Source organism: Desulfosoma sp., assembly GCF_052743555.1.
Map to the genome: position 1 here is coordinate 56726 of NZ_JBRAHS010000001.1, position 13521 is coordinate 70246.

General features: G+C 57.1%; 14 protein-coding genes. 13 read left to right on the forward strand and 1 reads right to left on the reverse strand.

Translation table 11 applies throughout. The features are described 5' to 3' along the window. Positions 1–5: 5 nt before the first annotated feature. Entirely contained in the window at positions 6–944 is a 939-nt protein-coding gene (locus tag ACUVSA_RS00240) for a YbgA family protein (RefSeq protein WP_445893521.1), read from the forward strand. Between the two features lie 3 nt (positions 945–947). On the opposite strand, the gene leuB is transcribed toward ACUVSA_RS00240, so the two are convergent. Continuing rightward, a complete protein-coding gene (leuB, locus tag ACUVSA_RS00245) occupies positions 948–2030 on the reverse strand; it encodes a 3-isopropylmalate dehydrogenase (protein WP_445891275.1) in 1083 nt (360 codons plus the stop codon). A 171-nt stretch (positions 2031–2201) separates the two neighbouring features. Here leuB and ACUVSA_RS00250 point away from each other — a divergent pair, with 171 nt between their 5' ends. The 12 genes from ACUVSA_RS00250 (at position 2202) to ACUVSA_RS00305 (ending at position 13399) form a co-directional block, all read left to right on the forward strand. Next, positions 2202–3578: an HDOD domain-containing protein gene (locus ACUVSA_RS00250; RefSeq protein ID WP_445893353.1), complete on the forward strand. Its 1377-nt coding sequence runs from the start codon at positions 2202–2204 to the stop codon at positions 3576–3578. A 441-nt stretch (positions 3579–4019) separates the two neighbouring features. Next, positions 4020–4208 (forward strand): rubredoxin-like domain-containing protein, encoded by a 189-nt coding sequence (locus ACUVSA_RS00255; protein WP_445893354.1) that lies wholly within the window; start codon positions 4020–4022, stop codon positions 4206–4208. A 240-nt stretch (positions 4209–4448) separates the two neighbouring features. After that, a complete protein-coding gene (locus ACUVSA_RS00260) occupies positions 4449–5102 on the forward strand; it encodes a hypothetical protein (protein WP_445893355.1) in 654 nt (217 codons plus the stop codon). Further along, complete coding sequence (locus ACUVSA_RS00265) at positions 5099–6010, forward strand: ATP-binding protein (protein WP_445893356.1); 912 nt, start codon at positions 5099–5101, stop codon at positions 6008–6010. The genes ACUVSA_RS00260 and ACUVSA_RS00265 overlap by 4 nt, the downstream gene beginning before the upstream one ends. Beyond that, positions 6007–6900 carry an ATP-binding protein gene (locus tag ACUVSA_RS00270; RefSeq protein WP_445893357.1) on the forward strand — a complete coding sequence of 298 codons (894 nt, stop codon included), beginning with the start codon at positions 6007–6009 and terminating at the stop codon, positions 6898–6900. The genes ACUVSA_RS00265 and ACUVSA_RS00270 overlap by 4 nt, the downstream gene beginning before the upstream one ends. Before the next feature lie 39 nt (positions 6901–6939). Then, complete coding sequence (locus ACUVSA_RS00275) at positions 6940–7212, forward strand: hypothetical protein (RefSeq protein WP_445893358.1); 273 nt, start codon at positions 6940–6942, stop codon at positions 7210–7212. Between the two features lie 8 nt (positions 7213–7220). Next, on the forward strand, positions 7221–7397 hold the full coding sequence (locus tag ACUVSA_RS00280; protein ID WP_445893359.1) for a universal stress protein: 177 nt from the start codon (positions 7221–7223) through the stop codon (positions 7395–7397). Positions 7398–7404: 7 nt separating this feature from the next. Then, entirely contained in the window at positions 7405–8874 is a 1470-nt protein-coding gene (locus tag ACUVSA_RS00285; protein ID WP_445893360.1) for a sigma-54 interaction domain-containing protein, read from the forward strand. A gap of 423 nt (positions 8875–9297) precedes the next feature. Beyond that, positions 9298–10557 carry an iron-sulfur cluster carrier protein MrpORP gene (locus ACUVSA_RS00290; protein WP_445893361.1) on the forward strand — a complete coding sequence of 420 codons (1260 nt, stop codon included), beginning with the start codon at positions 9298–9300 and terminating at the stop codon, positions 10555–10557. Between the two features lie 41 nt (positions 10558–10598). Next, on the forward strand, positions 10599–10958 hold the full coding sequence (locus tag ACUVSA_RS00295) for a NifB/NifX family molybdenum-iron cluster-binding protein (protein WP_445893362.1): 360 nt from the start codon (positions 10599–10601) through the stop codon (positions 10956–10958). 251 nt (positions 10959–11209) lie between these two features. Beyond that, on the forward strand, positions 11210–11965 hold the full coding sequence (locus ACUVSA_RS00300; RefSeq protein ID WP_445893522.1) for a sulfite exporter TauE/SafE family protein: 756 nt from the start codon (positions 11210–11212) through the stop codon (positions 11963–11965). A 138-nt stretch (positions 11966–12103) separates the two neighbouring features. After that, complete coding sequence (locus tag ACUVSA_RS00305) at positions 12104–13399, forward strand: MFS transporter (RefSeq protein WP_445891264.1); 1296 nt, start codon at positions 12104–12106, stop codon at positions 13397–13399. Positions 13400–13521: the final 122 nt, after the last annotated feature.

The following is a 13521-nucleotide window of genomic DNA, read 5'->3' on the forward strand; positions in this document are numbered from 1 at the left end:
ACAAGATTTGTTTGGGCGTCAGCGCGTGCCTTTTAGGACACCCCGTGCGATACGACGGCGGTCATAAACACGACCGCTATGTGACGGACATTTTGGGCGCCTACGTGGAGTATGTGCCCGTGTGCCCCGAAGTGGAATGCGGCTTGGGAATTCCTCGAGAGTCCATGCATCTGGAAGGAGACCCGGAAAACCCTCGCCTCATCACCACCCGCACCCGCCGCGACGTCACCGACCAAATGCTTGGTTGGGCCCGCCAAAAGCTGGAAGAACTCAAAAAGAAGAATCTTTGTGGTTTTCTTTTTAAGAGCAATTCCCCCAGCAGCGGCATGGAAAGGGTCAAGATCTTTGATCACAAAGGGATGCCGCAAAAAAAGGGTGTGGGCCTGTTTGCAGGTCTTTTTATGAAAACGTTTCCGCATCTTCCGGTGGAGGAAGAAGGGCGGTTGCATGATGAAGTTCTTCGGGAAAATTTTGTCGAAAGAATCTTTCATCGCAAGCGCTGGGACGACCATATCCGCGGCGGCAAGGACTTGGGGCGGCTCGTGGCGTTCCACACTGACCACAAGCTGCTTTATATGGCCCACAGCCCGAAGCATCATCGTGAGCTGGGAAAACTGGTGGCGGAAGGCAAGTCCATGCCCTTGGAGACGCTGTACGAGCGCTACGAACAGATAATGAGCGAAGCCCTGAAACTCAAGGCCACCGTAAACAAAAACACCAACGTGCTTTTCCACTTGATGGGATATTTTAAAAAAGAATTGTCACCCTCGGAAAAGGAAGAGTTGCGGGAAATCATTGAAGCCTACCACCGCGGCCTCTACCCACTGATCGTCCCCATCACGCTCATCAACCACTACATTCGAAAATACGATCAGCCCTACCTCAAACGCCAAGTCTACCTCAATCCTCATCCCCTGGAACTGAAACTGCGCAATCACGCGTGACTTTCAACGGCGCACGCGCTCAGCAATGGCATCCCCCATGGCTGCGGTGCTCACCGGACGCTGCGCCCCGCGTGCAATGTCTGCCGTGCAAATGCCCGCCTCGATGGTTTCGGCTACGGCTCGTTCCACAGCCCGTGCCGCATCTTCTCGGTGAAAGCTGTAGCGGAACATGAGCGCTGCAGAAAGAATCTGGCCAATGGGATTGGCGATGCCCTTGCCGGCAATGTCCGGAGCGGAGCCTCCGGCAGGTTCATAAAGGCCGAAATGGGAGGTGCCCAGGCTCGCCGACGGCAACAGGCCCAGAGACCCCGTCAGCATGGCGCATTGGTCCGAGAGGATGTCACCGAACATGTTGCCGCACAGAAGCACGTCAAACTGATGAGGGTCGCGCATGAGCTGCATGGCGGCATTGTCCACATACATGTGGTTCAGGGCGACATCGGGATAATCCCGGGCCGTCTCCATTACCACTTCCCGCCACAAGACCATGGTGGTCAGCACATTGGCCTTGTCGATGGAAGTCACTTTTTTGCGACGTGTGCGAGCGATTTCAAAGGCCTTTCGAGCAATGCGCTCAATTTCCCAACGGTGATAGACCATGGTGTCGTAGGCGCGCTCTTTTGGGCCGGTGCCTTCCCTTCCCTTGGGTTGGCCGAAATAGATCCCTCCGGCCAGTTCACGAAGGCACAAAATGTCAAAGCCGTCACGGACGATGTCCGGCCTCAAGGGGCTGGCGGCAGCCAGGGCAGGATACACGCAAGCTGGTCGAAGGTTACAGTACAGATCGAAAATCTTGCGCAGTGGCAGCAGCGCCGCTCGTTCCGGTTGCTGTTCCGGCGGCAGGCTTTCCCACTTGGGACCGCCCACGGAACCGAAAAGAATGGCATCACTTTGGCGGCACACATCCAAGGTTTGAGGAGGCAGGGCGTGGCCGTGTTTGTCGATGGCGCATCCTCCGACGTCGGCCTCCACAAACACCATGGTCATACCGAAGGCTTTTTCCACCGCCTTGAGCACCTTGATGGCTTCAGCCATAACCTCCGGCCCGATGCCATCCCCTGCCAACACCGCAATTTTCTTTTCCATGCACCCGACCTTTCTGCTCAGACTCATTTGTCTTGTGCCTTGCTGCAAGCCAAACGGCCGGACAGTAGCCTCATTCAAAAGCCTTGTCAATTTTCTTTAACCTTTTGAAAGGCACCAGCCGAATGTCTTAAAGGGAATCATGGTCCAAGAACCCAAGGAACGGAGCATTCCATGCACGGAACCGTGAAGATCGCGAAGGATCACGAGTTGTTCAAGGCTTTTCCGGGAATCCATGAAAAGATTCTCATCGGGCTTTACAACCTGGGTGCCCTCAAAAACCTTGCTTCGGGTGATGTTTTATTTCGTGAGGGAGAACGGGACCACACGATTCATCTGCTCCTCAAAGGAAGCTTGAGACTGCTCAAGCGCACGGGCAGCACGGTCCGCCAGGTCGCGCTGTGCCATGCGGGAGATGTCCTATGTGAAAGCCTATTTTTCGTCCCATCGGGCACCCTGACGGCCGCCGTCGCCACCCAGTCCTGCACGGTTTTGTCCTTTTCCGAAACGCTATTGGAGACACTGGATCCTTGTTCAAGCGCCTTTCTCACCAAAAAAATCGTCGACACCTATCAGAGGCGCCTTCAAGAACAGATGGCCAAGCAGGAAGCTCTGTCGGCTCATTGCGATTTTATGATCCGGTTTGCGCGCCGAAGTATTGTGGAACGTACCCAGGATTACACGCAGTCGGAAATGATCGTGGGTATGCTCAAGAAGGTGCCCCAGCTGCCCATGTACGCCAGCCGCCTAGCCCACATGCTTCTGGATGCCAATGTGTCGGCCAAAGACGTGGCCGCTCTGGCCAAAAACGATCCGTCTCTGGTCAGTGCCGTTCTCAAACGCGTCAATTCCGCTTACTACAATTGGCAGAAGAAAATTTCGGACTTTCAGCACGCCGTCATTCTCCTCGGATTCAACCAGGTCTACCAGCTGGTGATTGCCGACGGGCTGCGACGCACCATGCCCAATACGCCTCCGTTTCGAGCGCTCCACAACCATTCGGTGGTCATTTCCCACGTGGCCTGCGAAATCGCCCAGCTGGTCGACCGCCAGCACGCATCCATGTTGAGTACGGTGGCGCTGCTGCACGACATCGGCAAGAGCGTCATTTTGCTCATGAAAAAACAAAATCCAAAACTTTCCGTGCTCATCGACTGTCTGGATTCGGCCAAGCTGGGCGCCCTTTTGCTGGAGGAGTGGAATATTCCGGAAAACGTCTGCCGTGCCGTGGAGCTGCAAAACTCTACCATCTTTTCGCCCCCGGATCAGATTCCTGTCGACGCCCGCCTTTTGGTGGCTATTCTGGATGTCTCGCACCAATGCGCGGACGCCATTCGAGGAGCCTCTCGAGAAAACCTTTGGAAACCGTACAACGAAGAATGGCTTCGCGTCCTGAACCTGCGTGTCAAGGACGTGGAAAGCCTCACACGCGATCATCTGCGCCCCAGCTTGGAAAAGAAAGCCGGTGCTCTTCCCGAACACGTCCGCCAATTTCTCAAAGGTGTCCATGAAAACGGCGAAGCGGATTCGGAGCAGGTCAACACCCCATAGAATGCCTTTAGGGGGCCTATCCGAGAATGCCCCTGAGAGGAACGGCGCAAGCGGCAATTCATTATCGCGCCTTGCGGCGCTCCTGCAGCGTCGAGCCCAAAAGGAGGTGGTAAAACCATTATCGGAAACGCCTCCGGGCTCTCTCCGTAAAAAGCCATCCCTCAAAGGGGCGCCCGCCATAAAGCCCCGTAAGCCTGGGCGCCGCTTCGTGCAATATGCAAAGGGGGATGAGCTCAAAGGCTAGGGAGGAGCGCTTTCATAGTTTTCAGAAGTCTCAAGGTGCCGTTGAAAACCTTATGCTCGAAAGCCACTTTCCCCCCGGTGTCTTTCTTTTCACGCATGATTATGCGAAAAGAGAAGAGATGGGCCGAGCTGTTTGAGACGGCGGGCTCCTGTGATGAACCTTGGTCGTCGATGCCGCTGCAAAAAGGAGGACACACCATGACCATGTGGAAATGCAACAAATGCGGTTATACCCTGCAGGCTCTTACCCCCCCGGAAACCTGCCCGTCCTGCAAGGAAAAATGCGAATTCCTGGATGTCACCTGCTACATTCCGGAATGCGGCGGGCCGGATTCGGGGAACGTGAACCCCCAGATTTTTCAGGAAAGCTACAAATCCCAGAAATGACCACATCGCTGTCTGAATGGTGCATATCGTTCCCGGATCTTCTTTTCTAGGGAACGATGTGTACCTTTCTTCTTTCCTACCCGGCATCATTCCGCCATTACCTGTTCGCCCCCCAGTCTTTCGCTTTTTCCCTTTTTTCTTCGAATGCGCCCTGAAGGCCGAACCCGCAATGGACCACTTTGGTGCATTCGGCATGGAACTTGCCCGTATGGGGCGTGGACCCGCACAAGGAGTGAACCCATGGTGGCCGTGGCCATCTTCAAGGGCCGTGTGGCACCGGTCTTGGACTGGTGCACGCAGATTCTTCTGATCCACGATGTTGGCATGGAGGGTGCTGCCGGCACCGTTTTAGACGTGGGCGGTTCGAGCCCTTATGAGCGGCTGGAGCGACTGAAAGCCGAAAAGGCCCTGACTCTCATCTGCGGGGCCGTCAGCCGGGAATTGCTCCTGTACGCTGAGGGATTGGGCCTGCGCGTGCTCCATGGGGTCGCGGGAAATTTGGGCGAGGTGCTTGAAGCTTACCGCAGCGGAAGACTGGATGAGCCGGACTTTTGGCTGCCGGGATGTGGCGGGCCGAGACGGTACCGATCGTGTCGGTCCTTTTTGGCAAAGGAAGGAAATAAAATCATGGCGCTGGGAAAAGGCAGAGGTTTTGGTGGTTTGGGCGGTGGGGGAGGACAGGGTCAAGGCCGGGGACAAGGCCAAGGCGGTCGAGGGCGCTGCCGAGCCGGAGCGGGGCAGGGAGCTGGTATGGGGCGCGGCGCTCAGGGAGCTCCCGCTTTTTGCGTCTGCCCCGCGTGCGGTGAAAAGGTGCCCCATCGACAAGGTGTCCCCTGTGTGGAAATGGCTTGTCCCAGATGTGGAAAGGCCATGGTGCGGGAGGATGCCACATGATCGTCGCCATCGCCAGCGGCAAGGGAGGGACGGGAAAAACCACTGTGGCCTGCAACTTGGCGGCGGCTCTGCAATGCCCTGTGGTGTTGGCCGACTGCGACGTGGAAGAGCCCAACGCCCACCTGTTTCTCCAGCCGCAATGGGACGTTGTGACTCCGATCACGGTGGATGTGCCGGTCGTGGATGCGCAAAAATGCACCCTGTGTGGAGCGTGTCAGGATCTGTGCCAATTCAAGGCCATCGCGGTCCTTCCGGAAACGGTCCTCACATTCCCGGAATTGTGCCATAGTTGCGGCGGCTGCGCATGGGCGTGTCCTGCGAAGGCCATCTCGTGGGGGTCCCGCCAAATCGGGGAACGGCGCGCGGGACGCCGCGGCCCCATTCGTCTTGTGGACGGCATCTTGCGCATCGGAGAAGCCATGGCACCGCCTCTCATTCGCAACGTGCGACGGGCGGCAGCCGATATTTCGGAAGGTGCGGTTATCCTCGTGGACGCGCCGCCAGGGACGTCCTGTCCTGTTGTGGCCAGTCTGTGGGGCGCCGATTACGTCGTTTTGGTGACGGAACCGACACCTTTCGGGCTGAACGATCTCGCCTTGGCCGTCGCAGCGGTGAAAAAAATGGGCATTCCGTGCGGGCTTGTGGTGAACCGATGCGACCTGGGTGACAACCGCACGCACGCCTTCGCTCATCGGGAGAGCCTGCCCATCCTTTTGGAAATTCCTTTTGATCGAAAAGTGGCAGAAGCCTACGCTCAAGGGCATCTGCTGGTGGAAGTATTTCCTGAATGGAAACACATGATGCGAAGGCTCTACGACGCGGTGGTACGAGAACTGAAGCAGACGTCTTCCGGCGCTGTGCCGAAAGGGCGGGCTTCAACCCCTAGGACGTGTGAGGTTTCGGTATGAAGGAACTGGTCGTCATCAGCGGCAAGGGCGGCACCGGAAAGACGAGTCTTGTAGCGGTCTTTGCCGCCTTGGCCGGAAGCGTCGTCTTGTGTGACGCCGATGTAGATGCGGCGGACCTGCACCTTGTGACGCAGCCTCGGATTTTGGAAACCCACGATTTCGTCTCGGGTCACGAAGCCCAAATCGATCTAGAGCGCTGTACCCGGTGCGGCTCATGCCGGCAATGGTGCCGGTTCGAGGCCATTGATGAAGCATTTCGTGTGGAACCTTTACTGTGCGAAGGCTGCGGCGTGTGCGCTCATGTGTGTCCAGAAGGGGCCGTGGAATTTTTCGAAAAGGCGTGCGGCCTCTGGCATGTGTCGGAGACGCCTTACGGCCCCATGGTCCATGCCCGGCTTGGAATCGCCGAAGAAAATTCAGGCAAATTGGTGACCCTTATCCGCCGGGAAGCCCGCCGCCTTGCGGAAAATCGCCGGATCGATCTCATTTTGACCGACGGTCCGCCGGGTGTGGGATGCCCCGTGATCGCCTCCATCGGCAACGCCGATGCCGTCCTTGTGGTGACGGAACCCACGGTTTCCGGCCGTCATGATATGGAGCGCGTCCTTGCTCTGGCTGATCACTTTCGAGTTCCCGCGGCCGTGTGCGTGAACAAAAGCGATCTGCACCCTCAAGAAGCGCATCGAATAGCGAAAGAGGCGCGCAAGGGCGGGGCGCATTTTCTGGGTTTTATTCCTTTCGACCCTGTGGTGACCCGGTCTCAGGTTGACGGCCGAAGCCTAGTGGAATATGGTGAAACGCTGGTCGTGCGAGCCCTTCAAGAGGTCTGGAACCGGATGCGCGCGCTGCTGGCAGCGCCCTTGGAGGCCGACCTGAAGGCGTCCGAGTAAAGGGCAAGGGAAACGGCGCGGGCGGAAGGGGGGCATGCCATGTTCGAAAAAATTCTTTATCCAACGGATTTTTCTGCAGTGTCTCAAAAGGCCCTTCGGTATCTCAAGGCCATGAGAGGGGCGGGAGTGAAACACGTCGTTGCCCTTCGAGTGCTTAACGACAAGACCATGGCTTGCATTGCCAAAGGAATAGCGCTTTCGGGAAAAGATGTGGCCAACTTCCTGAATGAGGTCCTGGAGTCGCTTCGCCAGGAGGCGTGGGAAGACATGCGCCCCATCGAATCGGAACTTAAGGCCGCGGGCTCAAGGTGACATCCCGGGTGGAAGAGGGTGTTCCACACGTTAAAATTTTGGAAGTTGCCAATGAGGAAAATGTGTCGGCGATCATTTTGGGCTCCCACGGCCGAAGCAATTTGAGTTCCGTGCTCTTGGGGTCGGTTTCGGAATATGTGATTCGTCATGCCAAGAAACCCGTCATCGTGGTCAGGAGGGATTAAGGATCCATTGGGCGAGGCGGGCGGGACGGCACGGGAGTTTGAAGCTGGGGTGATGCCGGCCACGCTGGCTGAGACAAGTTCTCCTCCAGTGCCGCCGGCGGGCCACGGTTCGCCGCCGCCTTTGGAATGGGCTCGAACCATTTTGGACAGCATCGCCGATGGGGTCTTTACAGTGGATGCGGATTTTCGCATCACCTTTTTCAATAAGGCGGCTGAAAGGATCACGGGGGTTCCTGCGCAAGACGCTCTGGGTCGGCCTTGTTGCGAGGTTTTTCGCGCCAACATCTGCGAGACGGCCTGTGCCCTACGCCACACCATGGAAACGGGTCAAGCCGTGGTGGATCAGGCCGTGGCGATCCTTAACGCGGATAACCGAGAAGTCCCTATCAGCATCAGCACGGCACTGCTTAAGGACGATACCGGGCGCACTGTAGGCGGCGTGGAAACCTTTCGCGACCTCACCGACGTGGAAACCCTGCGCCGGGAAATCCAGAGAAAATACCGGTTCGGCGACATTCTTTCCAAGGCGCCCGCCATGCAACGCCTTTTCACCATCCTGCCGGCGATCTCCCAGAGCGAAAGCACGGTGCTGATTCAGGGGGAAAGCGGCACCGGCAAGGAGGTTCTGGCACGAACCATCCATTCCCTGAGCCGCAGGGCTAAAGGGCCCTTTGTGGCCGTCAACTGTGGAGCTTTACCCGATACCCTCTTGGAATCGGAACTGTTCGGGCATGTGGCGGGGGCTTTCACCGACGCCAAGCGAAACCGCAGCGGCCGTTTTGCTCTGGCCGAAGGGGGAACGCTGTTTCTGGATGAAATCGGGGACGTGTCGGCGGCTCTTCAGGTCCGACTCCTTCGAGTACTTGAAGAACGCGTCTACGAACCCTTGGGGTCTTCCAAGAGCTGCAAGGCGGATGTGCGCATCATCGCCGCGTCCAACAAGGATTTGGAGCAGCTGGTTAATGAGGGGCTGTTCCGAAAAGACCTTTTTTACCGCATCAATGTGGTGAAGCTGTGGTTGCCGCCCTTGTCCCAGCGCCGCGAAGACATCCCCTTGTTGGTCAACCATTTCGTGGATCGGTTCAACCGATTGCAGAGCAAAAAAATTTTCGGCTTGAGTCATGAAGCCCTGCAGATTTTCATGACGCATGATTGGCCCGGAAACATACGGGAACTGGAAAACGCCGTTGAACACGCTTTCATTTTGTGCCGCGAAGGATGGATTCGCCCTGAACATTTGCCGGAACATCTTCAGAAGGTGCGGGAGGGTTTTGAACCGCTTCGAGGCTGGACCCTTGATGCTATTGAAAAGCGTGCCATCTGGGAAGCCTTGGAGCGCAATCAGTGGAAACGCATGGCCACGGCCCGCGAACTGGGCATTGACAAAAACACGCTTCGGCGAAAAATTCTTAGACACCGCCTAGACTCCCTCATCCCACCCCAAAGGCGCAAACCCTCTTCACTTGGGCGCAGTTGAATTCGTGGTCCATACCGACGACTGCTCGCTCTTCCCCCCAGCTTCCTCATTTCGTCCAATTACCACTTGTCCAATACGATTCGATGACCCGCATTCGGAAAAACCCGTCGACGAAAGCCGGAGCCGCAAGGCCAGCCCTGCTTTTGTCCGACTGCGCTCAACGCCTTCTGTTCCATAGCCCCGAAACGGCACCCGCCCAAAAGTCCAATGGTGCGTTTTGTTCCCTATTGACCATTTCCCCGGGTCCGTCGGGCCCCCACTGCATCCCGGTTTTCTTGCCTTTTAAAAGGTTTCGCAGCGCTTCACGTTGAAAGCGCACATCTGGCACACTCTTTGATCGTCTCTAGGCCGAGTTGATTCTTTCGGGCTTCGCCATGCATTTCATGAGTTTTTCACATTCAGGCGAAGGAGGTCTATGACATCATGGCACATTCATGTCAGCATGGAGATTCGGCCTGCTCGGGCGCAACGGCGCATGCCGAAAAGCACGAGGACCAATTGGTGCACGAACAGCTGCGCCGCATCGGTCACAAGTTTTTGGTCATGAGCGGAAAAGGGGGAGTGGGCAAGAGCAGTGTGGCGGCGGGCCTGGCCGTTACTTTGGCGCACAAAGGCTTCAAGGTGGGACTCTTGGACGTGGACCTTCACGGGCCGAGCATTCCCAAGATCCTTGGGGTTCAGGGAACCTTTCATGTGGACGACCAGAAGCGTTTGGTTCCCCATGCCCTGTCGGAAAACCTGCATGTGGTGTCCATCCAGCTTCTGCTGGATGATCCCGACGCCGCCGTGATCTGGAGAGGGCCCGTCAAACACGGGGTCATCAAACAGTTTATCGGTCAGGTGCATTGGGGCCTTCTAGACTACCTGATAGTGGACTGTCCACCGGGAACGGGCGATGAGCCCCTGAGCATTGCTCAGACCATCCCCGACGTACACGCCGTGATCGTCACAACGCCTCAGGAAATCGCTCTGCAAGACGTTCGAAAATCTATCAACTTCTGCCGTCAGGCCCATGTGCCGATTTTGGGCCTTGTGGAAAACATGAGCGTGTTGGTGTGCCCTCACTGCGGGAAGGAAGTGGCCCTTTTCGGAGCCGGCGGGGGTCTGAAAACCGCGGAGCGTATGCACGTTCATTTCCTTGGAAGTCTGCCTTTTGATGTGCGCGTGGTGGAGGCGGGGGACGCTGGAACCACTCTGAATCTGGTTCGGGCGGCAAACGGGTCCTATGCCGAGGCCTTGATTGCTCTGACGGATCAGGTCATCGAGCGGTGTTCGCCCCCGAGTGTTGTTCCAGACCAGAAAACCCCGACGGAAAAAAGCGAGGTAAAAAGTGCCATGGAAACCGGTGTGTTGCGCATCGCCGTTCCCGTCGCAGAGGGAAGGCTTTGCCATCATTTCGGCCACTGCGAAAAGTTTGTCCTCGTCGACGTCCGCGGCTCGCAAATCCAAAACCGCGCCGAAGTGACCCCACCTCCTCATGAACCCGGCCTTCTTCCGCGTTGGCTGGCCGATCACGGGGTGGGCATGGTCATTGCCGGAGGAATGGGGCAACGGGCCATCGGCCTTTTTGAAGAGAGGGGGATTCGAGTGCTCACCGGCGCCCCCGCCGACGATCCGCAGAACCTGGTGCAGCGATATCTTGAAGGCACTTTGGAATGCGGAGCCAACGTCTGCGATCATTAGCTGACGCCAGCGCTTGGAAATCAGTAAAGAGGAGAGCGTGCATGAAAATCGCCGTGAGCTCCACAGGAAAGGATTTGGACGCCCAGGTGGATCCGAGGTTCGGCCGGGCCGCGTCATTTCTGATTGTGGACACGGAAACCCTTGCCTTTCAGGTCGTGTCCAACAGCCAAAATCTTCAGGCCGCCCAAGGTGCGGGAGTTCAGGCGGCCTCGTTGATCGCTCGAATGAAACCCGCGGCCGTGCTCACCGGGCACTGCGGTCCCAAGGCCTTTCACGTGCTTCAGGCTGCAGGGATTCCCGTTTACACGGGTGTTTCGGGAACCGTGAAGGAAGCCGTCGCCCGCTTCACAAAAGGCGAATTGACCCCTTCAACGACCCCGAACGCGGAAGGCCACTGGTGAGTGGCACCTTGCGCTTGGCTGCCGGAATATTCTCGGAACATCCAGGCCTTTAACCCCTGTCGGCGATGAGGGTTAGGGAAAGGAGCAAATCCATAAACACCTGGTCGCATAGACTTTGCACAAATTATTTGTCGACGGCGCTTCTTCTTATCGCGGTGACCTTAATGGCGTTTTGGTCCTTGACATCGAAAATGCCCCAAGACGCCGGCGTTCCGATCGTCTCCCTCTCGCGAGGCACCGCCTAGGTCCTCATCGGCTTCGTCGCTGGTGTTTTAGGCGGGCTCATCGGCACATGCGGCTGCAGCGTGATGCTCCCCGTGATCCACTTCTGGATGGGCTATCCGACACCGACAGCCATCGGAACGACACTCTTCGCCGTTATTTTTACGGCCATATCGGGTGGCATCGGCCATCTCGCTCGAAAGAACCTCGACGTCCGCGCCACCGCTTGGCTGGGTGGAACCGGAATTGTCGGCGTCGTTGCCGGCTCGTACCTGTTCACACTTTTGAGCGGCCACGCCTCTCTTTTGAATCTAATTTTAGGCATAGCGTTTCTGTGGCCAGCCGTTCGCATGAGTTGGGAAGGAATTATGCACACGAGGAAACCTCAACAGGAGGGCTCAACGGTTCCGGGATCGGCATGGGGGTGGGTACTCATGGGACTTTTCGTCGGGGTCCTTACTGGAGTCGTCGGGCTCGGTGGAGGATATGTGCTTGTTCCGGGATTGATCTATCTCTTTGGCGCTCCCGTGTACGTCACGATGGGAACGTCTTTGGCCACGATGATTCCCCTGGCCGTTGTGGGCGGAGGCATCAAACTGCTGCAGGGTTACGTAGCCGTGAGCTCGGGTCTCCTGCTGGCCGGAGGGACCATTATCGGAGCTCAGGTCGGCGCGGGCATCATCAAGCGCTTTAAGCCCACGACCCTCAAGTTGATTTTCGATCTTTATTTTCTCTACGTTTCCATTAAGTTCATCACTGGATATTTTGGAATCGCCGTTTGGTAGCAAAAAGACTGGAAATGCAATTTTTTTCCTGAAACGAAGAGCCTTCTGCTAAAGTACCGGCTTTCGTCAGCCTGGGGCGATGCACCGCGAAGCACCGCTTCAGGCGCATCGCCCGCAATCTGCAAGGAGGCTCTCCTCGTGTTTTTGGGAATGCCGCCAAGCCGATGGTGGATTCTCATCGTCAGTCGCCTCTGGCTCAATGCCGGCGTGCGCCTGGCCTACCCTTTTCTTCCCACCATTGCCCGCGGTTTAAATGTCAGCATGGAACAAGCCGGTTTACTTGTGGCCGCTCGATCCTTCGTCGGCCTTGCGGGCATCGTCTTTGGGCTTCTGACCGAAAAAAAAGGGGAAAAACTCGGCCTTCTTTTGGGGTTGTCTTTTTTTTCAATCGGTGCGTTGGGCGTCGGTTTTCATTCAAGCTACACGTGGGTCTTGTTTGGCTTCATTCTCACGGGGCTGGCCCACGCCGCTTATAATCCCTCCGTGCAATCCTATGTCAGCGCTCACGTGTCCTACGCCCTTCGAGCGCGCGCTTTAGGGCTGCTGGAATCATCGTGGTCGGCCTCTTGGTTCGTGGGGGTGCCTATCGGCGGGTTTTTGATCGCTCGATTCGGCTGGCACACACCCTACTTGGCCCTGGGGGTGATCGGCATGGTGCTTGTTTTGATTACCTCGGGGCTTCCATCACCGCCTGAGCCCCATCAAACAAAGCTTTCCAGCTTCCCCCCCTCATGGGTTAACCTCAAGCCTACTCCGTGCCGAAAGGCGAGGCCAACCCCCGTGGTCATGGAAAGAGTCATGGCTTATGGTCCTGCAGCTTCGACTGGACGGCGAAGGCTCTGGCTCGCATTGGCTGTGACCTTTTTTACCCTTTTTGCCAACGAAAGCCTCATGATCGTCTACGGGGCCTGGATGGAATTTCGCTTTGCCGTGGGCATCAACTTTTTGGGGCTCCTTTCCATGTTCATCGGTGTCATGGAACTGGCGGCGGAATTAAGCGTGGCACTGATGGTCGACCGGCTGGGCAAAAAACGCGCTCTGGCTGCAGGGCTTTTGGGGGCCGCCGCGTGTTATGCGGCACTCTTTGCGGTTCAGAAATCCCTGCCCCTGGCCATCACCGTGTTCGGCGCCATTGCGTATTTTTTTGAATTCACCGTGGTCAGCTCTTTTCCATATATGTCCGAACTGGACCCAAATGCCAGAAAGCGCTGGCTTTCAGCCAACTACAGCCTCATGGTGGCCGGCCGCGTCGGGGGTGCTCTGGCCGGACCCTGGCTCTGGGAACACACCCACACCCTTTACGGACATATCGGCCTTTCCTTTGCGGCCACCCTCGTCGCCTTCGGCTTTCTTCGCCTGGCGCCAAATCCGGATCGAAAGCCCCCGGAAAAGTCCTGCCCATGTGGATCTTCTTCGCCGTCCCTGCCCTATTGACGAAGAACGCCGGCTGGGATATCTTTATATAGGTAGCCATGCCCCGAGCCGTAAGGTCGGCCGTGCCCTTCTTTAAAGGCGCGTTCTGGGAAACCGGCTGCATGATAAGCTTCAAGCGGCGA